This window comes from Mesorhizobium sp. L-8-3 (assembly GCF_016756615.1).
GTDB lineage: Bacteria > Pseudomonadota > Alphaproteobacteria > Rhizobiales > Rhizobiaceae.
Genome location: NZ_AP023262.1, coordinates 166,814 through 185,106, shown reverse-complemented (window position 1 = coordinate 185,106; position 18,293 = coordinate 166,814). Strand labels below are relative to the sequence as shown.

Here is an 18,293-nt window from a genome sequence, read left to right as displayed (position 1 = left end):
GGCTGTTCTCCATCCTGGGCGCCATCGCGATCTCGCCGACCTGAGTCGACTCCGTCTCGCTCCTCGGCTAGCTCTCGGCGTCGCCAAGCCGCGGAAAACGGAGCGGAATGATCGCGAATTTGAGGAGGAGAAGCAGCATCAGGCCTGCGAGGATCCAGAACGGCAACGCCTTGTCCCATTCGTAGAGGGCCGTGCTGGCGGCCGGCCCGATGATGAAGCCGATGCCCTGGGAGGCCGAGACCAGCCCCGCTGCCACGCCTTGGCTATCGTGGCCGGCGGCCAGCGACGCTCCTGCCATGACGCCGGGCAGGAGAAAACCGGCGCCAAGACCAAGAAGCGTATAGGCGAGACAGTAGGACAGGGCGTCGGCCATCGACAGCAGGAGAAGCAATCCGGCGATCCAGAAACCCGCCCCGGCAAGGACGAGAATGCGCGGCGAGAATCGCTGAAATCCGACCTGCAGCAATTGCACGACAAACATCGCCGCGCCGACAAGGGTCAGCGCCAGGGAAAGCATCCTGGCGGCGGCGCCGGTATCCAGGCCGAGCCTGTCCTGAAAATAGAAGCCGGCACTGATCTGGGTCGTTGCAACAGCAACCCAGAGCAGAATGCCGGCGAAAAGCCAGGGCTGCAGCGCGGCGGAAAACAGGCTGACATTATGCGCCGGGGCCTGCGGTTTTGCCGGTTCCGTCTTCAGGAGGAAGGCGGCGACGATGGCACCGAGGACGCAAAGCGCAGCCGCGGCAAACAGTGGCAAGATGATGCCGCGGGTCACCAGAAGGCCACTGACGGCCGGGCCGACGATAAGCCCCAGGCCGGTTGCCGCGCCGATGATCGCCATGCCGCTCGAACGTTCCCGGGCGGTCGTGATGTCGGCCATCAACGCCTGCGCGCCCGCCGGAATGGCGGATAGGAAAGCGCCGACAAAGGCGCGGGAGGCAGTCAGGGCGATGAAAAGGGCGGTCACCGTCAGGCTTCCGCTCAAGCCGGTCTGCACCGCAACGGTGAAAAGCGCGAAGCCGACGAAAATGCCCGCAAAGCCGGAAACGATGGCTGCTTTGCGCCCGTAGCGATCGCTGACGGTACCCCACAAAGGTGCTGTGATCACCATGGCCAGCGAACCGATCGACAGCATCAGACCGCCTTGGCTGACGGAAAGATTCAACTCGCGGATCAGCGGCGCGAGAATGGGCAGCATCAGCGTTGTTGCCAGGACGGACAGCGCAATGCTGACCGCGATAATGAGCTTTGTGCGGTTCATGGAGGCCTCTCTTGTCGCGAGGCTTGAATATGTGACGAATTTTTCACATTTTGGGTTCGCATTCGAACTGCAGCCCGGCGAGTCCTCCAAATGGATGTAAATCCACGCAAAATTCCCCGGCAGGCGCGCGCATGCGCCACCGTCGAGGCGATCATCGTCGCAACCGCTCAGCTTTTGACGGAGCAGGGATTCGAAACCCTCACCACCGCACGAGCGGCCGAGCGCGCAGGGGTGAGCGTCGGTTCACTCTACCAGTACTTTCCCAACAAGCAGGCGCTTGCGGCCGCGGTTGTCGATCATTACGGCGAGAAATTCGCCACGACCTTTGTCCGGGCGATCGAGGAGGGTTCACGCGGGACGCTGAGGGAAAGCGTGGGCGCGATGATCCATGCGGCGCTTGTCTCGCATCCGCACGGGCCCGAACTCCACAGAACGCTGATCGAGGTTGCCAGGCGAGTGGCGCGCGACGAAAAGAACGCTGAGATCAGCAGCAGGATCGCCAGGACGATCGAGAAGATACTGGCGGGGCATCGTGAGGAGATAGCGCCGGATCTCGACCTCGCGGATGCGGCGGCGCTCGTCGAAACCGTTCTCGAAACGGTCGCTCACCGCGCTGTCGAAGGACATCCCGTCAGCATCGCCGGAGACATGGCCGGCCAATGCCGCAGGCTGATCCTGGCGTATCTGACAAGTCCGGCACGCGGGTGAGACGTTGCCGTGCCCGGAAAGCAGGTGTCGATTCGCCGGTTGCCGCAGGCAAATTCCGTTGGCTTGTGCTTCTTGTCCAGCAACTCGTGACAAAGCGGGTGCCCACCGGCGGTCGATGAACGCAGCGTGCCGCCTGGCGGCGCGCCCGCCGCTCATTCGGCCTGAACGCATCGATCAGCGCCTGACCAGTCGGGACACCGACCATTTCCAAGCTCTGCCACAGCGCCCGCACACGCGGCACGTTCAACCCGGCGAACGCCGTCCGATGCCTGGAGAGCAACAACCGGAACAGAGGACCCCCACCAGCGACCATTTCCAGCAGCCGCGCTTCGATCGACATCACAATCCGGTTGACGAAAGCGGCCTTGCGCATGCCTTCTAGGCGGTACCCACGAACAGGGCCGCGACACCGGCGTCACCGGATAGTCCACAGGGAGCAATGACATGACAGCACACAAGACCATCAAAGCCGCTCTGCTCGGCCTGGCCGCGCTCGGCCTCGCCGGCACGGCGCAGGCCGACCAACTCGCGGACGTCAAGGCCGCCGGCAAGATCGTTACGGCGACCGATATGCATTACGCGCCCTTCGATATGCTCAAGGACGGCGTCTATGAGGGCATGACCAAGGATCTGTTCGATCAGGTCGCCAAGGAAATCGGCGCCGAGCCGGTCTATCAGGACATTCCCTGGACAGCCGAACTGCCGGGCCTCGAGGTCAAGAAGTTCGACATCGTGATTGCGCCGGTGACGATAACGCCCGAGCGGCTCGAACGGTATACCTTTACCCTGCCGATCGCCGACGCGACCGTCTCGCTCGTGAAGGCCGCCTCCAACAACGACCTGACCAAGCCCGAGGACATCAAGGGCAAGACCGTGGGCGTGCAGCAGGGCACTGCCCAGTTCAAGCAGCTCGAAGCCTATGGCGAGAAGCTCGGCGGCGTCACCGTCAAGGAATACGGCACCACGGATGAAGCCTATGCCGATCTGGCCGCGGGTCGCCTCGACGCGGTTGCCGGTTCGCTGCCCAACTTGACCTATCTCGTCAAGAACCGCCCGGAGACGTTTGCCCTCTTCACGCCGGCACAGTTCGGCGAACAGAAATATTTCGCCTGGGTGCTGCGCAAGGAGGCCGACAGCGAGAGCTTCGCCAAGGCCATCAACGACGCAATGCTGAAGATGACCGACGACGGGCGCATCCAGGCCATCCAGGAGAAGTGGCTGGGCAGATACACCGAATTGCCGCGCGAAGTGCCGATGAAATAAGCGGATTGCGGGCGGGGTCCTGTCCGCCCGCGCCCCTTCCGGCAAGGCGAGGCGCGTATGTTCTCCATCCCGGTTTTCCTCGAGAGCTTCGTGCCGCTTTTGTGGGCGGCGCGCTTTACCTTGCTGATCTCCGTGCTGGGGATCGGGCTGGGTCTGGTGATCGGCACGCTGATCTGCGCCGCGCGGCTGTCGCCCTATCCCGCGCTTCGCCGCTTTGCCGCGCTATGGGTCAGCTTCCTGCGCGGCGTGCCGCTTCTGGTGCAACTGCTGGTCTTCTACTACACCTTGCCGGTGGTCGGTCTGGACGTGCCGCCGATGTTCGCGGCCGTGGTGACCGTGGGGGTCTGCGCCAGCGCCTATATTTCGGAGATCTGGCGCGGTGCGATCACGGCACTGCCGAAAGGACAGGCCGAGGCCGCCGCGGCCATCGGCATGAGCCCCTTCGACGTCTGGACCAGGGTGATCCTTCCGCAAGCCGTCGCGCTGTCACTGCCCGCCCTGATCAACGAATTGATCCTGCTCGTAAAGGCCTCGTCGCTGGTTTCGGTCGTCGGCATCCTGGAAATCACCCGCGCCAGCCAGGCACAGGCGGCGACCACGTTCCGTCCGCTCGAAGTCTATATCGCCGCCGCCTGTATCTATCTTCTCATCAATCTGTGCCTGGCCGCGCTCGGTCGGTATCTCGAGCACAGGACGGCCGTGTGATGGATTGGAGCATCCTGCAGCATTACGGCCCATCGCTCCTGCGAGGCTTCGCCTTCACCATCCTGTGCTGGGCGCTCGGCACCGTCTTCGGCATGGCGCTCGGTTTGCTCATCGCGCTCGCCCAGCGCTATGCGCCCCGCTGGGCGGGGTGGGCGATTCAGGTCTATATCGAGGTGATCCGCGGCACGCCGTTCCTCGTCCAGCTTTTCGTGCTCTATTATGGCGGGCCGCTCATAGGCCTGCGCCTCGACGCGCTGCCGGCGGGCCTGCTGGGATTGACCGTCTATGGCAGCCCCTATTTCGCAGAGATCTTCCGCTCCGGCTTCCGCGCCGTTCCGACAGGGCAGATCGAGGCCGCGCGCGCCATCGGCATGACCGAGATCGATATCGTGCGCCGCATCATCCTGCCTCTCGGCCTGGTGTCCGCCCTGCCGGCGCTGGTGAACTTCTCCATCATCCTCACGAAGGAAACCGTGATCCTGTCGATCATTACCGTTCCGGAGCTGCTCTATCAGGTGCAGCGCATGTCCACCGAGACGTTTCGCTACGTCGAGGCCAACCTGGTTCTGGCGCTGTTCTTCTGGGGCCTGGTCGAATTCATATCGCGCATCGGCCGCCGGCTCGAAGCGCGCATCACCAGTCACCTGGTTGAAAGGACCTGAGATGCCGGCTGCGTCATCCGTCGAGATCCGCAAGGTCAACAAATACTTCGGGCCCTTTCATGCGTTGAAGAACATCGACCTGACGATCCCGCCCGGCAAGGTCACGTGCCTGATCGGACCTTCGGGGTCCGGCAAGTCCACGCTTCTGCGCTGCATCAACTTCCTCGAGGAATACGATTCCGGTGAAGTCCGCATCGACGGCCAGCTGATCGGCTATGAGGCTCCGGGCAGGAAGATGTCGGGGCGCAAGTTGCGCGAGATGCGCCGTTCCATCGGCATGGTGTTCCAGCAGTTCAACCTCTGGCCCCATATGAGCGCCATGGAAAACGTGGCCGAGGGCCTGATCCGCGTGCGGGGCATGTCGAAATCCGAGGCCGGTCGACGCGCCGCCGAGGCGCTTGCCAAGGTAGGGCTGGCCGACAAGATGGCCAATCACCCTTCCCGCCTTTCGGGAGGCCAGCAGCAGCGCGTGGCGATCGCTCGCGCGGTCGCCATGGAGCCGAAGCTGATGCTGTTCGACGAACCGACCTCGGCGCTCGACCCTGAACTGGTGGGTGAGGTGCTCAACGTGATGAAGGCGCTCGCAGGCGAAGGGATGACCATGGCGGTGGTGACCCATGAGATGGGCTTCGCCGCCCATGTGGCCGACCAGGTCGTCTTCATGGAAGAGGGAGAGGTGGTAGGGGTCGACAGCCCGAGCCGCATCCTGCACCATCCTCAGGACGCACGTATCCGGTCGTTCCTGCGCACCTATCGCGAGCGGAACAGCTTCTGACGTCTGCCGATCGGCGGCGGCCCGGCAAGGTTGAGGCTGCATCGTTCAGAAATGTCCGCTGGGATGCGATGTAATAGGAAAAGGATGCCGCCCAGGGGAAGTGGACAGAGGGCAGGGGGGCGTGATCCTCAGAGCCCCAGGGCTCTCCCGACGCGAAAGACTTCGGCGACAATTGACGCGGTGGTGTTCCCGCCGTTCTTTCCGAAGTCCCAAAGCCCGAAAACTGTCAGCCCGACGATCGCGATGACATAGCGCATGGGACAATTTAGCGCTGATGAATATTAACACTTTCTAAAACAATGACGAGCGCCGCGAATCGGCGGGCCGGGCCCTCGGGCCTCGAATTGCCGGCGCACCAGAAAGGTTGCCCTTGCGAAAGGCATCCGGGACGACCATGGCCGTTCTCCGGCTGACCATGCCTTGCTATCAGAGGGGTTGAATCACTGGTGCCAGGTGTCGAAACGTTGAACAAAGACCGGATCGCGATCATCGGGGGCGGGCCTGCCGGTCTGGCGGCGGCCGAAACGCTGTCGGCCGCAGGACATGGCGTGACGGTCTACGAGGCCATGCCGACGCTCGGGCGGAAGTTCCTGCTCGCCGGCAAGTCGGGCCTCAACATCACCCATTCCGAGGACTATCCTTCCTTCGTCTCGCGCTTCGGCGATGCCGCCGGCCGGCTCCGCCCGGCGCTCGACGCCTTCACGCCCGAAGACGTGAGGGCCTGGGCCGAAGGTCTCGGCATCGACACTTTCGTCGGCTCTTCGGGCCGCGTCTTCCCGACCGTGATGAAGGCGTCACCCCTCCTGCGCGCCTGGCGCGGCCGGCTCGAAGACCAAGGCGTCTCGATCCTGACGCGGCACCGCTGGATCGGCTTCGCCGGGGATGGGCTGGTCTTCCGGACGCCGGAAGGAGAGACGGTCGTGGATTGCGATGCCGCCCTGCTGGCGCTCGGCGGCGCGAGTTGGCCGCGCCTCGGCTCGGACGCGGCCTGGACGGGCTGGCTGCGCGACAAGGGCGTGACAGTCCGCGATTTCCGGCCGGCCAATTGCGGCTTCGACGTCGCCTGGAGCCCGGCATTCGTGGAGCGCTTCGCGGGAAGCCCGATAAAGTCGGTCGTCGCCTCGTCAGATGCCGGCAGCGTTCCGGGCGAATTCGTCGTGACCGGCGCGGGTATAGAGGGCAGCCTGGTCTATGCGCATGCCGCGGCCCTGCGCGATCGGCTCGAGCGCGAAGGAACCGCGGTACTCACCCTCGACCTTGCTCCGGGCAGGACTTCGGAGCGGCTGGCCCGTGACCTCGGCCGGCAGGACATCAAGGCGAGCTTCTCCACCCGCCTGCGCAAGGGTGCGGGCATCGGCGGCGTCAAGGCGGCGCTGCTCAGGCAACTCGTTCCCGAGGATGACCGCAAGGACGCCGCGCGCCTGGCCCGCCGCATCAAGACGCTCGCCCTCCCGCTGGTCGCCCCGCGTCCCATTGCCGAGGTCATCTCCTCGGCCGGCGGCGTCGGCTGGGAGGGCGTCGACGACGCCTATATGCTGAAGGCGCTGCCCGGCATTTTTGTCGCCGGCGAGATGCTCGACTGGGAAGCGCCGACGGGCGGCTATCTGCTCACCGCCTGCCTCGCAACGGGGAGAGCCGCCGCCCGCGGGATCGACGCGTGGCTGTGGCGCTGAGCCCGCGACCGCGGCGCCGACGCCCGAGCACCACAAAAATAGCAATGGATCAGCAGCGCCTTTTTGCGCGGGGTCGTGTCGGACACCGTTGAGACAGCGACGGAGCCCCGCGGCGCAAGGTTGGCTTTCCTGGCCGAAAGCCGAGCGGCCCCGGATGGGCCGCGCGGAACATGACGGGCTTCGGCGGCGCGCCGGACTGAACAAGGACGTCTTTCATGCCGCATTTCTTCATTGACCGGCCCGTCTTCGCCTGGGTCGTGGCGATCTTCATCGTGCTTGCGGGGGTGATTGCGCTGCCCCTGCTGCCGGTCGCGCAATATCCCAATGTCGCGCCGCCGCAGGTGTCGATCGGCACCAACGACACCGGTGCGTCGCCCGAAGAGATCTATCAGAGCGTGACGCGGCCGATCGAGGACGAACTGAACGGCGCGCCTGGCCTCATCTATTTCGAATCGAGGTGCCAGTGCCGCCAGCCAGAATGCCATCGGCACCGGCGTGCCGGGCGGCATGATCTCGGCGACGGTGCTGGCGGTGTTCTTCGTGCCGGTGTTCTACGTCTTCGTGATGGATCCGCTGGGTCGGCGAAGGAAGGGCGAGAAGCTGAAGGACGAGGCAGTGCCTGCGCCGGCGGAGTAGGGGGCGGCGGACTGATTTCAGCCGCGCGGGGTCGAGCGAGGCTACCCCTCATCCGACCTCGCTTCGCGAGGCCACCTTCTCCCACAAGGGGAGAAGGCGGGAGCCTGGCCAGGCCGGCTCTGCAAATCTTCAACGTCTGCGATTGGCCGAGACGCTGCTGCAAGCCGTTCCCTTCCCCTCTTGTGGGCTAGCGTGGGCACACATCTTTGAAGGTTGGCTGAGTGGTCGCGGCCGTCCGTCTTCTCCCCGTCCTTCACGGGGAGAAGATGCCACCCTCCGCAGCTGCTGCGGAGGACGGGCAGGCAGATGAGGGGCGGCGCAGACGTCGCAAAAAAGAGCCCCTCACCCTTACCCTCTCCCCGTGAAGAACGGGGAGAGGGGGGCGTCCGCGTCGCGCCCCCCTCTCGACAGGCCAACCAAACCACTTGTGTGCCCACGCTAGCCCCTTGTGGGAGAAGGTGGCCTGCCCGAGAGGGCGAGGTCGGATGAGGGGTAGCTCCAGCTATCCTCAGCAGCGCTCGATGGCGAGCGCGATGCCCTGGCCGCCGCCGATGCACATGGTGACGAGGCCGTAGCGGCCGCCGGTGCGCTTCAGGTGGGACAGGGCCTTCACGACAAGGATGACGCCTGTTGCGCCGACGGGGTGGCCAAGCGCGATGGCGCCGCCGTCGGGATTGACCTTCTGCGGGTCGAGGCCGAGTTCGCGCGACACGGCGAGCGCCTGGGCGGCAAAGGCTTCGTTCGATTCGATCACGTCGAAGTCGTCGGTCTGCAGGCCCGTCCGGGCGAGCAGGGCTCTCACCGCCGGCACAGGCCCGATACCCATGACGCCGGGTTCCACGCCGGCATGGGCGTAGCCGACGATGCGCGCCAGGGGCGTGAGGGAGGCCTTCGCCGCACGCGCTTCCGAGGTCAGCACAATGGCCGCGGCGCCGTCATTGATGCCCGACGAATTGCCGGCGGTTACCGAGCCGTCCTTGCGGAACACAGGCTTCAGCCCGGCAAGGCTCTCTGCCGTCGTGTCCGGCTTGGGATGCTCGTCGGTGTCGAACTGGATGGTCTTGCGGCCGGCCGTCACTTCGAGCGGCAGGATCTGGTCGGCGAAATGGCCGGCGGCTGCAGCCGCAGCCGTGCGGCGCTGGCTCTCCGCGGCGAAGGCATCCTGGTCCTCGCGGGAGATCGACCAGCGTGCGGCGACGTTCTCTGCCGTGATGCCCATGATGCCGTTGCCGAAGGGGTCGGTGAGCACGCCGGTCAGCCCATCCGCCATGACCGCGTCGCCCATCTTCTGGCCGAACCGGCCGCTCTGCAGATAATGGGGGGCGCGGCTCATCACCTCGGCGCCGCCGGCGAGGGCGATCTCTGCGTCTCCCAGCATGATGTTCTGGGCGGCCGAAACGATCGCCTGCACCCCGCTGCCGCACAGCCGGTTGAGTGTCATCGCCGGCACTTCCTGCGGGATGCCGGCCTCGATCGCCGCGACACGGGCGAGATAGGCGTCGCGCGGTCCGGTCGGGATGACATTGCCATAGACGACATGGCCGACATCGGCCTTGTCGACCCCCGCACGCTTCATCGCTTCGGTCGCGACAGCCGCCCCGAGCTTCGCCGGCTCCTGGCCGGCCAGGGCGCCGCCGAATGTTCCGATCGCCGTCCTCGCGCCCGCGAGGATCACCACGCTTTCCGTCATGTCGTCTCCTTGGATCCGTTGGATGTCCGCGCCCTCTCAGGCGCTTTGCTGGTTGTCCTGTTGCCGCGCCGCCCTTTCGCGCTCCAGCGTCTCAAGCATGACCGGGTAATGCGCGCGCATCTCGGCGGCGAAGGCCTCCAACGGCAGGTCGTCATAGTCGCCGAGAAAATCGACATATTCCATATGCTTGCGGCCGGCCTCGTCGAAAGGGTGGAGGATGGAATCCTCGCTGCCGTCGAAGTCGAGCGGCTTGACCTTGTGGCGGGTGCAGAGCGCGATGTCGAAGGCCGGCGTCGCCTTGACCCATTTGCCGTCGATGAGAAGCGACGTGTAGGCGTGCCAGAGGAACAGGTCCGTATCCATCATGGCGCTGATGCGCGGCGAGGTCAGATGGTTGCGGACATTGGCGAAACCGATCCGGGCCGGGATGCCCGCGGCGCGCGCCACGGCGGCCAGCGCGATCGCCTTCGGCACGCAGAAGGCCGACGGCGCCTTCAGGCAGTTCGACGCCACGAACTGTGCCGGATCGAGCCCGAAGGTCGTCATGTCGTAACGGACGCCGTCGCGGACCGCATAATAAAGCCGGATCGCGCGGTCCCGGCCGGAACCTCCGCCAGCGTGCTCACGCGCGAAAGCGATGACATCGGGAGAGCCCGAATCGATGAACCTGGTCGGCGCGAGTGTTGCGTCCTGCTTGTCCATCATCCTCCATTCCCATCCTGCGCGGTTCGTTCCCCTCGGGCGGCACCCGCTCTTTTCCATATGCCGGAACATGTGGCAATCACGCGTTCACCCGCCTTGCAGGTTCCACGCATGAAAACCAGCGACCGGCCGCCATTCACGATCTCGGGCTCGATCTCGACCAGGTCGCCCATCTTGGCGCCGTTCACGAACTGGCATTCGAAGCCGACGGTGAACAACCTGTCAGCGGGCTTCAAGCCATGCGCATGGAGGCCAAGGGCCTCGTCGCAGAAGGCCATGATCATGCCGCCATGGGCCCGATCGGTGGTGTTGTCGTGCTTGTCCTCGACGATGAAGGCGTATCGCTGGCGTCCATTGACCGTGATCGTCCAGATCGGGCCGATCAAAGTCGTGAAACGGCTCGGGCGGATGCGCGACCAGCCCTGGCCGACGAGCCGGGCGTCGTCATGTGCTACCGGCTGATCCATCATCGCGCCTTTGATCCGGCTGGCTGCTCGGCCTTGAGGCGTTGCTCCATCTCATGGCGCAGGATCTTGCCGGTCGTGCTGCGCGGAAAATCGTCGAAGCCGATGAAATGCACCTCCTTCGGACGCTTGTAGCCGGCGAGCGAGGAGCGGCAGAGCGTCTCGATCTCCGCAGTCGAGAGCGTTTCGTCCTTGCGTGCGACGAAGGCGACGGGAACTTCGCCCCATCTGTCGTCGTGCTTGCGCACCACGATGGCGTCGCTGACCCTGGGATCGGCGAGCAGCACCCTTTCGATCTCGGCCGGATAGATGTTCTCGCCGCCGGATTTGATCATGTACTTCGCACGGTCGACGAAATCGTAGCTGCCGTCCGGGTTGCGCCGGAAGAGGTCGCCCATGCGGAACCAGCCGTCGCGGAAGTCGCGAGCATTGGTCTCCTCGGCATTCCAGTAGCCGCTGAACACGGTCGGCCCGCGCACCGCCGCCTCTCCGGGTTCGCCGTCGGCGACGTCGTCGCCGTCAGGGTCGACCAGCCTGAGGTCGCACAGCGAGCTCTTGCGCTTGGACAGGCTGGCGGGAAGGGTGCCGGGAGGAATCAGGACGGAGGATGCCGGCGGCAGGCCGGTTTCGGTGGATCCGAAACTGTTGAGATAGGGCGCATTCGTGAGGCCCGAGAGCTCGGCGATGAGTTTCTTGGGTACCAGATCCGCCATGGCGCCGATGGCGCGTATGCCCCTTGCCTTGCGCCCGGACGATTTCATCAGCTCGACCACAGGCTCGATCGATCCCGGCATCAACAACATCCAGCCGAGCAGGCTGCGTTCCATGATCGAAACGATCGCCTCGGCGTCGAAGCCGTCGACCACGAAGACGGTGGCGCCCGACATCAGCGCTCCGAGCACCTGGTCGGTCGAACCCATGTGGAACATCGGCGCCCAGGCGACGAAGCCGTCCTCTTCGGTCGCCCGCATGTCCATGCGCAGCACCGTCATGCGCGCGATCTCGGCCCGGTGGCTGATCAGCGCGCCTTTGGGCAGGCCCGTCGTACCGCTGGTGTAGAGGATGACCAGCCCGTCCTCGGGATCGACCTGCGGCAGGGTCGGCAGGGGTGCCGTCCCGGCGATCAGCGCCTCATGGTCGCGCTCGATGAGCAAGGTCGGCCGGCCGCGCACGTCGAGCTTGTCAGAAAGTGCCTGGTGGCGCTCCGACACGATGACGATGACAGGCGACACCAGATCGATGCAATGCTGGATCTCGGCCGGCGCGAGGCGCCAATTCTGGCAGGCGACGATCGCGCCGAGGCAGGCCGCGGCGAGTTCGATCTCGACATATTCGTGCCGGTTCTCGGACAGCAGCGCGATGCGGTCGCCATGGGAGACGCCCCGTGTGCGCAATGCCGCGGAGAGCCTCAGCACGCGCTGTTCGAGCTCGCCATAGCTACGCTTGAGTACTCCGTGTTCTATGGCTATCGCTTCCGGATCGCGGCGAGCCTGAGCGGCAAAGAGGCCGTAGACGGTCAGTTGTCCCGCCCGCGTTGTGTCTGTTCCTGGACCCGACGATGTCATCAGGCGGTTCCTCCCCGTCGTGCCGGCTTGGCGCTGCGGGCGCCGCGAGGCGATGCCCGCGGCGGTTGGAGAGCTTCGAACCCTTCGAGCCGTTCGGCGACGCGTTCCAGCCGGTCGGCCAGCTCGGGCGCGACGATAGCCGGGCCGGCCGTCTTTTGCAGCCCCGCAAGCACAAGGTCGACGATGGCGTCGGCGGTGCGGTTCATGTCGAAATCCCCTTCGCCGCGAAGATAGGCCCAGGTGCGGTGCTCGACGCAGCCATAGATCATGTCGCGCACCAGGCGCAGCGGTATGTCCGGACGGAATTCGCCCGAAGCGATGCCCTCGCGCACGATATCGAGCGTTCGCCGCGTATATTTGCGGTTGAGGTCGTAGACGCCAGTGGAGCTGTAGTCGGGGCCGACGCGCAGGTACTGGAACATCAGGTGACAAAGCGCGGGGTCCTCATGGACCGTCGCCAGATGCCGCCAGATCATGAAACGCAGGCGGTTGCGCGTGCCGCTGATGCCGGAAAGCTGCTGGTCGTAATCGGAGAGCATGGTCTCGTACCAGTCCTCGATCACCTTCACGAGAAGATCGCGCTTGTTCTCGAAATAGCGATAGATGCTGCCTTCGACGACTTGGGCGCGTTCTGCGATCTCCGAGATCAGGGCTTCCTCATAGCCCTTCTCCTTGAACACGTCGCGCGCCGCCTTCATGATGTCGGCGACACGCCTCTCGCGCGACAGGCGCGAGACGGGACGGCGGGCGGCCGGGCTCATCTGTTGCCGCTTCCCTGTCGGCCGATACCATGTTCGGCGAAGCGGGGCGGCCGCCGCTCCCGGAAGGCCCGCATGCCTTCCGGCCAATCAGTGCCGCTCGCCGCGGCGGCGACGGCGTCGAGCGCGATCTCGTCCGCTTCGTCCGCACTTGATGTTTCGCAGCGGTTGATGGCCCGCTTCGATTCGGCGATCGAGATCGGGCTGCACAGAAGCAGTCGCCGCGCCAGCGCCAGCGCGGCGTCGTCGAGCGCCTCCCGCTGATGCACGGAATGGACAAGCCCGGCGGAAAGAGCCTCCTCGGCCGACCATTGGTCGGCGAGCAGGATGATCTCGAGTGCCTTTGCCCGTCCGACCACCGCCGACAGCATCTGTACGCCGCCGGCCCCGGGTACGGCGCCGAGCCGCGCTTCGGTAAGGCCGATGCGGGCATTGGACGCGATCAGCCGGAAATCGCAGGAAAGTGCCATCTCGCAGCCGCCGCCCAAGGCGAAGCCGTTGATCGCGGCGATGGTGACGAAAGGCATGTCGCGCAGCTTGCGGAAGGTGCGGATGATCTGCCTGACGTAGCGCTCGCGGATGGCGAGCGGATTGTCGGCGAGACCCGATGCCGGATCGGTGAAATAGCTGACCTCGGCGCCGCAACAGAAGGCCTTACCGCTGCCGATCACGATGACGACCCGCGCCCCTTCGGCTTGCGCCTTGTCGAGCGCTTCGTCGAGCCCGCGCAGCATGGCGAAGGTCAACGTGTTGAATTCCGTTCCGCGATCGAGCGTGAGCCGCGCGACCTGAGGCGCGGGCCAGTCGAGCGATACCGGCGCGCCTGAGAATTCCGATTTTTCCACGAAGCGATCCTCCACTGGCGTCAGCGCCGGCTACGCCATTTTTCCCGTTGACAAAAAACCTTCCGTGACTGTTAATGAAGATAATTCATCATTCTCCGTCATGACGCAAGCCTCTTTGGATGCGATGGCTGGGCGGGAAGAACGAAGCGACGATCGGGAGGAAAATCGTTGGAAATTGCGGTCTGTGGGCCGAAGCGAAGCTTCGGGTCGATGACGGTCTGCGTCGCGAAGTCGAGCGCCCATGAGTCGGAGCAGCCCACGTCGATGACGTTGATAAGTTGCGTTCATCAATCGATGTCGGAAGTGTCGCCGTGCTGTCTCTGAAGAACGTCCAGGTTCTCTACGACAGGGCGATCGAGGCGGTGCGGGACGTATCGCTCGATGTCCCAGCAGGCGCCATGGTCGCGCTGCTCGGCTCGAACGGCGCCGGCAAATCGACCATCCTGAAAGCCATTTCCGGCGTGCTCTACCAGGAGGACGGCGAGATCGTCAGCGGCGCCATCAATCTGGAGGGCGACGTGATCTCGGGACAGTCGCCGCGCGCCATCGTGCGGCGCGGCCTGCTCCAGGTCCCCGAGGGCAGGGCGTTGTTCGGCACGCTCACCGTGGAAGAAAACCTGCTGATGGGCGGCTTTACCCGTTCACGCGCCGAAAGCCAGGAAGGGCTCGACCGGGTCTATGCGCTGTTCCCGCGCGTGAAGGAGCGCAGGTCGCAGATCGCGGGCTACCTCTCCGGCGGCGAGCAGCAGATGGTCGCCATCGGCCGCGCGCTGATGGGGCGGCCGAGAATGCTCATGCTCGACGAGCCGTCGCTCGGCCTTGCGCCGCAGATCGTGGACGGCATCTTCGACGCCATCATCGCGCTCAACCGCGACGACGGGCTGACCGTGCTGCTGGTCGAGCAGAACGCGCAGCTCGCGCTGCAGGTCGTGTCCTACGGATACATCATCGAGAACGGCCGCATCGTGCTCGACGGGGCCGCCGAGAAGCTGCGCGCCAATGACGACGTCCAGGAATTCTATCTCGGCTTCTCCGGCGGCGAGCGCAAGAGCATGCGCGACGTCAAGCACTACAAGCGTCGCAAGAGGTGGCTGTCGTGAGCGTGCTTCTCGAACTCGACCACGTCAGCAAAAGGTTCGGCGGGCTGACTGCCGTGAACGAGGTCAGCCTCAGTGTTGAGCGCGGGCAGATCTACAGCCTGATCGGGCCGAACGGCGCGGGAAAGACGACGGTCTTCAACCTGATCAGCGCCGTGTTCCGCCCCTCCTCGGGCCGCATCCTGTTCGAAGGCCAGGATCTCACCAGGCTGCCGACCTATGCGCTCGCGGGACTCGGCATTGCGCGCACCTTCCAGAACCTCGCCGTGTTCAAGCACGAGACGGTGGTGAACAACCTGCTGGTCGGAATGCATACCCATCTCAAGGCCGACCCGCTCTCGGCAGCCATCTTCTGGGGGCGGGCGCGCCGCGAGGAGATCCGGGCGCGCGAGCGCGTCGAAGAGATCATCGACTTCCTCGAGATCGAGGATATCCGCGACCATGTCGTCGGCACGCTGTCCTACGGCCAGCAGAAGCGCGTCGAGCTCGGTCGCGCTTTGGCCGTCTCGCCGAAGCTGCTGCTCCTCGACGAGATGGTGTCGGGCATGAACCAGGAGGAACGCGAGGACATTGCCCGCTTCATCCTCGACCTGAAGGAGGAACTCGGCATGACGGTGTTCATGGTCGAGCACGACATGGGCATCGTCATGGACATCTCCGACCATGTCTGCGTCGTCAATCACGGCCGCAAGATCGCAGAGGGCAGGCCGGCGGAAGTGGCCGCCAACCCCGCCGTCGTCGACGCCTATCTCGGAACGAGGCGGGCGGCATGACGGTGGAGAACCTGTCCTTGATGACGATGCCGCAGGTGCTCAGGCATCGGGCCGAAGCCCAGGGGAGCGCACTGGCGCTGAGGGTCAAGGAGCGCGGCCTGTGGCTGCGCACCGATTGGAAGGGCTATTTCGACATGGCCCGCCGTCTGGCGATCGGGCTCTATGCTCTGGGCTTCCGTCCGGGCGACCGGCTTGCGGTGGCAAGCGACGACAGCCCGGAATGGCTCTATGCCGATCTTGCCGCGCAGATGGTCGGTGGCGCCTGCCTGGGCATCTATCCGACCAATCCCTGGCCCGAGCTGCAATATATCGTGCGCCATTCGCGTGCCCGGATCGTCGTCTGCGGCGATCAGGAACAGACCGACAAGGTTCTCGACGCCCGCCGCAACGACGAAGGGCTGCCTGACCTCGGGACCATCATCTGCGTCGACATGAAGGGCATGCGCCACTATGCGGAGGAGGGGCTGATGTCCTTCGCCGGGGTGATGGAACTCGGCGAGGCGAAGGAAGCCGAATTCGGCAAGGTGATCGACGCCGCGATCGCCGGCGGCAAACCCGACGACGTCGCCATCATCGTCTACACTTCGGGGACCACCGGCATGCCGAAGGGTGCGATGCTGACCCATCGCAACATGCTGCATTCCGCCGGCCAGGTCGTCTCGATCCACGGCCTCGACAGCGACAGCTATTCCGTTCTCTGCTACCTGCCGCTCTGTCATGTCGCGGAGCGCAGCTTCTCCACTGTCATGCAACTGGTGACGGGCTGCACAGTCAGCTTCGCCGAGTCGGTGGATACGGTCGTCGTCAACCTGCGAGAGATCGCGCCCAAGGGGTTCCTCGGCGTCCCGCGCATCTGGGAAAAGATGCAGCAGAGCATCCTCTATCGGGTCAAGGACACGACGCCCTTCCAGCGATGGGTGTTCGAGAAGTGCGTCGGCCTCGGCCGTCCCGTCGCCGAACGCCGCCTTGCCAATGGCGGCCGGCTCGCGGGTCTTTCCGACCGGCTCATGTTCGCGCTCCTGTGGCTGGTCTGCTTCCGCAGCCTGCAGCATTTCCTGGGGATCAACCGTGTGCGCGCGGGGTTCTGCGGGGGCGCGACCGTGTCGCCCGAAGTCCTGCTGTTCTTCTGGATCCTCGGGGTGCCGGTCTACCAGATCTACGGCATGACGGAGAGCGCCGGCGTCTCGCACACGCAGCGCCCCGGGGCCACGACGCTCGGCCGCTCGGGCAGCCTGATCGACGGGATGGAGCAGAAGCTGGCGCCCGACGGGGAACTCATGCTGCGCGGACGCAGCGTGTTCAAGGGCTATCTGTTCGACGAGCCCGCGACCGAACGCGCCTTCTCCGACGGCTGGCTGCATACGGGCGATATCGTCGAGGTCGAGGACGGCGGCGAAGTCCACGTGCTCGATCGCAAGAAGGACATACTGATCACCTCGGGCGGCAAGAACATCACCCCGTCGCTGATCGAAAACGCGCTGAAGGATTCGCCCTATATCAGGGAGGCGATCCTGCTCGGCGACGGCCGCAACTTCCTCGCGGCCCTGATCCAGATCGACCTCGAGACCACCGGCAAGTGGGCGCAGCAGCAGGACATCCAGTACACGACCTATCGTTCGCTCGCCCAGCACGAAAAGGTCAGGGATCTGGTCGGCGGCGAGGTCCGGCGCGTCAACGACCGTTTCGCCCGAGTCGAGAACGTCCGCAAATTCGTCATCCTCGCCAAGGAACTCGACCATGACGACGGCGAGCTGACCGCCACCATGAAGGTGCGCCGCAGGATCATCGAGGAAAAATTCCGCGAGGAGATCGCAATGATCTACGGGAGCGCCGCCTGATGGACTTCCTCGTCCTTCTCGTCTCGACCGGCCTCGTCTCCGGAGCCGCCTACGGTCTCATCGCGATGGGCTTCGCGCTGATCTACAAGTCGACAGGCGTGGTCAACTTCGCCCAGGGCGAACTGGTGATGCTGACAGCCTACATCGCCTATGCCCTGTCGACGACCTTCGGCCTTTCCTTCGTGCCGCTGATGCTCCTCACAATCCCGATTTCGATGCTGCTCGGCCTGGTTCTCGAGCGCATCTTCATCCGTCCCATGCTCGGCGAGCCGATCTTCGCCATCGTCATGGTGACAGTCGGTCTGGCGGTGATCCTGCGCGGGGTCACCATCATGATCTGGGGTCCCGACCCGTTCAACTTCACGGCCGGCATTTCGACCGATGTCGTCTATATCGGCTCCGCCCCGTTCTACCCGGCGCAGCTCTACCTGATCGCCGCGCTCGCCGTGATGACCGTGGTCGGCTGGGCGTTCCTGCGCTTTAGCCGCATGGGCATCGCCATGCGCGCCGTGGCGGCCAACGAGACGGCGGCACTGCTCGTCGGCATCAGCGTCAGCCGCATCCATGCCGTGGCGTGGATGTTCTCCGCCGCGATCGCCTCGGTCGCCGGCGTGCTCTTCGCAGCCAACTTCAAGCTGGCGCCGGATCTCTGGTTCCAGGGCATGAAGTCCTTTCCGGCGGTCATCCTGGGCGGCATGGACTCCGTCATCGGCTCCGCCGCCGCGGGTCTCGTCATAGGCGTCATCGAGAACCTCTTCCAGGGCTATATCGGCCAGGGCCTGCGCGAGATCTCGGGCTTCATCGTCATCGTCATCGTGCTGATGGTCCGTCCCTACGGCCTGTTCGGCAGCAAGGAAATCGAGCGGGTCTGACCATGC

The 18,293-nt window shown here is 65.0% G+C and carries 17 protein-coding genes and 2 pseudogenes; 12 read left to right on the top strand and 7 right to left on the bottom strand.

Annotated elements, in window-relative coordinates; all coding sequences use genetic code 11:
* Window positions 1-67: 67 nt before the first annotated feature.
* Window positions 68-1,261, bottom strand: coding sequence for an MFS transporter (locus tag JN302_RS00850; protein ID WP_202331271.1), 1,194 nt, complete (start codon window positions 1,259-1,261; stop codon window positions 68-70).
* Between the two features lie 90 nt (window positions 1,262-1,351).
* Here JN302_RS00850 and JN302_RS00845 point away from each other — a divergent pair, with 90 nt between their 5' ends.
* The 8 genes and pseudogenes from JN302_RS00845 to JN302_RS39525 form a co-directional block, all read left to right on the top strand.
* Window positions 1,352-1,969 carry a TetR/AcrR family transcriptional regulator gene (locus tag JN302_RS00845; RefSeq protein ID WP_202331270.1) on the top strand — a complete coding sequence of 206 codons (618 nt, stop codon included), beginning with the start codon at window positions 1,352-1,354 and terminating at the stop codon, window positions 1,967-1,969.
* Window positions 1,970-2,413: 444 nt separating this feature from the next.
* The gene (locus JN302_RS00840) at window positions 2,414-3,232 is read left to right on the top strand and encodes a transporter substrate-binding domain-containing protein (protein ID WP_202331269.1); all 819 of its coding nucleotides are present in this window, start codon (window positions 2,414-2,416) and stop codon (window positions 3,230-3,232) included.
* A 57-nt stretch (window positions 3,233-3,289) separates the two neighbouring features.
* Window positions 3,290-3,937: an amino acid ABC transporter permease gene (locus JN302_RS00835; RefSeq protein ID WP_202309659.1), complete on the top strand. Its 648-nt coding sequence runs from the start codon at window positions 3,290-3,292 to the stop codon at window positions 3,935-3,937.
* Entirely contained in the window at window positions 3,937-4,599 is a 663-nt protein-coding gene (locus tag JN302_RS00830) for an amino acid ABC transporter permease (protein WP_202309658.1), read from the top strand. The genes JN302_RS00835 and JN302_RS00830 overlap by 1 nt, the downstream gene beginning before the upstream one ends.
* A gap of 1 nt (window position 4,600) precedes the next feature.
* Window positions 4,601-5,374: an amino acid ABC transporter ATP-binding protein gene (locus tag JN302_RS00825; protein ID WP_202331268.1), complete on the top strand. Its 774-nt coding sequence runs from the start codon at window positions 4,601-4,603 to the stop codon at window positions 5,372-5,374.
* Window positions 5,375-5,838: 464 nt separating this feature from the next.
* The gene (locus tag JN302_RS00820; protein WP_202331267.1) at window positions 5,839-7,047 is read left to right on the top strand and encodes a TIGR03862 family flavoprotein; all 1,209 of its coding nucleotides are present in this window, start codon (window positions 5,839-5,841) and stop codon (window positions 7,045-7,047) included.
* A gap of 215 nt (window positions 7,048-7,262) precedes the next feature.
* Window positions 7,263-7,502, top strand: a pseudogene (locus tag JN302_RS38885) (efflux RND transporter permease subunit); the annotation flags it as partial.
* Between the two features lies 1 nt (window position 7,503).
* Window positions 7,504-7,683: pseudogene (locus JN302_RS39525) on the top strand (efflux RND transporter permease subunit); the annotation flags it as partial.
* 508 nt (window positions 7,684-8,191) lie between these two features.
* Here JN302_RS39525 and bktB read toward each other — a convergent pair.
* The 6 genes from bktB to JN302_RS00785 are packed head-to-tail and all read right to left on the bottom strand — an operon-like array spanning window position 8,192 to window position 13,707.
* Window positions 8,192-9,373, bottom strand: a complete 1,182-nt coding sequence (bktB, locus tag JN302_RS00810; protein ID WP_202331265.1) for a beta-ketothiolase BktB — start codon at window positions 9,371-9,373, stop codon at window positions 8,192-8,194.
* 36 nt (window positions 9,374-9,409) lie between these two features.
* A complete protein-coding gene (locus tag JN302_RS00805; RefSeq protein ID WP_202331264.1) occupies window positions 9,410-10,078 on the bottom strand; it encodes a transglutaminase-like domain-containing protein in 669 nt (222 codons plus the stop codon).
* Window positions 10,075-10,542, bottom strand: a complete 468-nt coding sequence (locus tag JN302_RS00800; RefSeq protein WP_210382580.1) for a PaaI family thioesterase — start codon at window positions 10,540-10,542, stop codon at window positions 10,075-10,077. The genes JN302_RS00805 and JN302_RS00800 overlap by 4 nt, the downstream gene beginning before the upstream one ends.
* Complete coding sequence (locus JN302_RS00795; protein ID WP_202331262.1) at window positions 10,542-12,104, bottom strand: class I adenylate-forming enzyme family protein; 1,563 nt, start codon at window positions 12,102-12,104, stop codon at window positions 10,542-10,544. Before JN302_RS00795 ends, JN302_RS00800 begins: the two co-directional genes overlap by 1 nt.
* Window positions 12,104-12,865: a TetR/AcrR family transcriptional regulator gene (locus tag JN302_RS00790; protein WP_202331261.1), complete on the bottom strand. Its 762-nt coding sequence runs from the start codon at window positions 12,863-12,865 to the stop codon at window positions 12,104-12,106. Before JN302_RS00790 ends, JN302_RS00795 begins: the two co-directional genes overlap by 1 nt.
* The gene (locus JN302_RS00785; RefSeq protein WP_202331260.1) at window positions 12,862-13,707 is read right to left on the bottom strand and encodes an enoyl-CoA hydratase/isomerase family protein; all 846 of its coding nucleotides are present in this window, start codon (window positions 13,705-13,707) and stop codon (window positions 12,862-12,864) included. The genes JN302_RS00790 and JN302_RS00785 overlap by 4 nt, the downstream gene beginning before the upstream one ends.
* 311 nt (window positions 13,708-14,018) lie before the next feature.
* On the opposite strand from JN302_RS00785, the gene JN302_RS00780 reads away from it, so the two are divergent.
* Genes JN302_RS00780 through JN302_RS00765 form a run of 4 tightly spaced genes read left to right on the top strand, consistent with a single transcriptional unit; the run spans window position 14,019 to window position 18,287 of the window.
* Window positions 14,019-14,807, top strand: coding sequence for an ABC transporter ATP-binding protein (locus tag JN302_RS00780; protein ID WP_244846146.1), 789 nt, complete (start codon window positions 14,019-14,021; stop codon window positions 14,805-14,807).
* Window positions 14,804-15,577 (top strand): ABC transporter ATP-binding protein, encoded by a 774-nt coding sequence (locus JN302_RS00775; RefSeq protein ID WP_202309648.1) that lies wholly within the window; start codon window positions 14,804-14,806, stop codon window positions 15,575-15,577. The genes JN302_RS00780 and JN302_RS00775 overlap by 4 nt, the downstream gene beginning before the upstream one ends.
* Window positions 15,574-17,415, top strand: a complete 1,842-nt coding sequence (locus tag JN302_RS00770) for an AMP-dependent synthetase/ligase (protein WP_202331258.1) — start codon at window positions 15,574-15,576, stop codon at window positions 17,413-17,415. The genes JN302_RS00775 and JN302_RS00770 overlap by 4 nt, the downstream gene beginning before the upstream one ends.
* Entirely contained in the window at window positions 17,415-18,287 is an 873-nt protein-coding gene (locus JN302_RS00765; protein WP_202331257.1) for a branched-chain amino acid ABC transporter permease, read from the top strand. The genes JN302_RS00770 and JN302_RS00765 overlap by 1 nt, the downstream gene beginning before the upstream one ends.
* Window positions 18,288-18,293: the final 6 nt, after the last annotated feature.

Coding starts and splice junctions, on each gene's coding strand:
- JN302_RS00800 (WP_210382580.1), bottom strand. CDS start 10,542: ATGGATCAGCCGGTAGCACATGACGACGCCCGGCTCGTCGGCCAGGGC.
- bktB (WP_202331265.1), bottom strand. CDS start 9,373: ATGACGGAAAGCGTGGTGATCCTCGCGGGCGCGAGGACGGCGATCGGA.
- JN302_RS00850 (WP_202331271.1), bottom strand. CDS start 1,261: ATGAACCGCACAAAGCTCATTATCGCGGTCAGCATTGCGCTGTCCGTC.
- JN302_RS00830 (WP_202309658.1), top strand. CDS start 3,937: ATGGATTGGAGCATCCTGCAGCATTACGGCCCATCGCTCCTGCGAGGC.
- JN302_RS00765 (WP_202331257.1), top strand. CDS start 17,415: ATGGACTTCCTCGTCCTTCTCGTCTCGACCGGCCTCGTCTCCGGAGCC.
- JN302_RS00835 (WP_202309659.1), top strand. CDS start 3,290: ATGTTCTCCATCCCGGTTTTCCTCGAGAGCTTCGTGCCGCTTTTGTGG.
- JN302_RS00805 (WP_202331264.1), bottom strand. CDS start 10,078: ATGATGGACAAGCAGGACGCAACACTCGCGCCGACCAGGTTCATCGAT.
- JN302_RS00825 (WP_202331268.1), top strand. CDS start 4,601: ATGCCGGCTGCGTCATCCGTCGAGATCCGCAAGGTCAACAAATACTTC.
- JN302_RS00770 (WP_202331258.1), top strand. CDS start 15,574: ATGACGGTGGAGAACCTGTCCTTGATGACGATGCCGCAGGTGCTCAGG.
- JN302_RS00845 (WP_202331270.1), top strand. CDS start 1,352: ATGGATGTAAATCCACGCAAAATTCCCCGGCAGGCGCGCGCATGCGCC.
- JN302_RS00795 (WP_202331262.1), bottom strand. CDS start 12,104: ATGACATCGTCGGGTCCAGGAACAGACACAACGCGGGCGGGACAACTG.
- JN302_RS00840 (WP_202331269.1), top strand. CDS start 2,414: ATGACAGCACACAAGACCATCAAAGCCGCTCTGCTCGGCCTGGCCGCG.
- JN302_RS00790 (WP_202331261.1), bottom strand. CDS start 12,865: ATGAGCCCGGCCGCCCGCCGTCCCGTCTCGCGCCTGTCGCGCGAGAGG.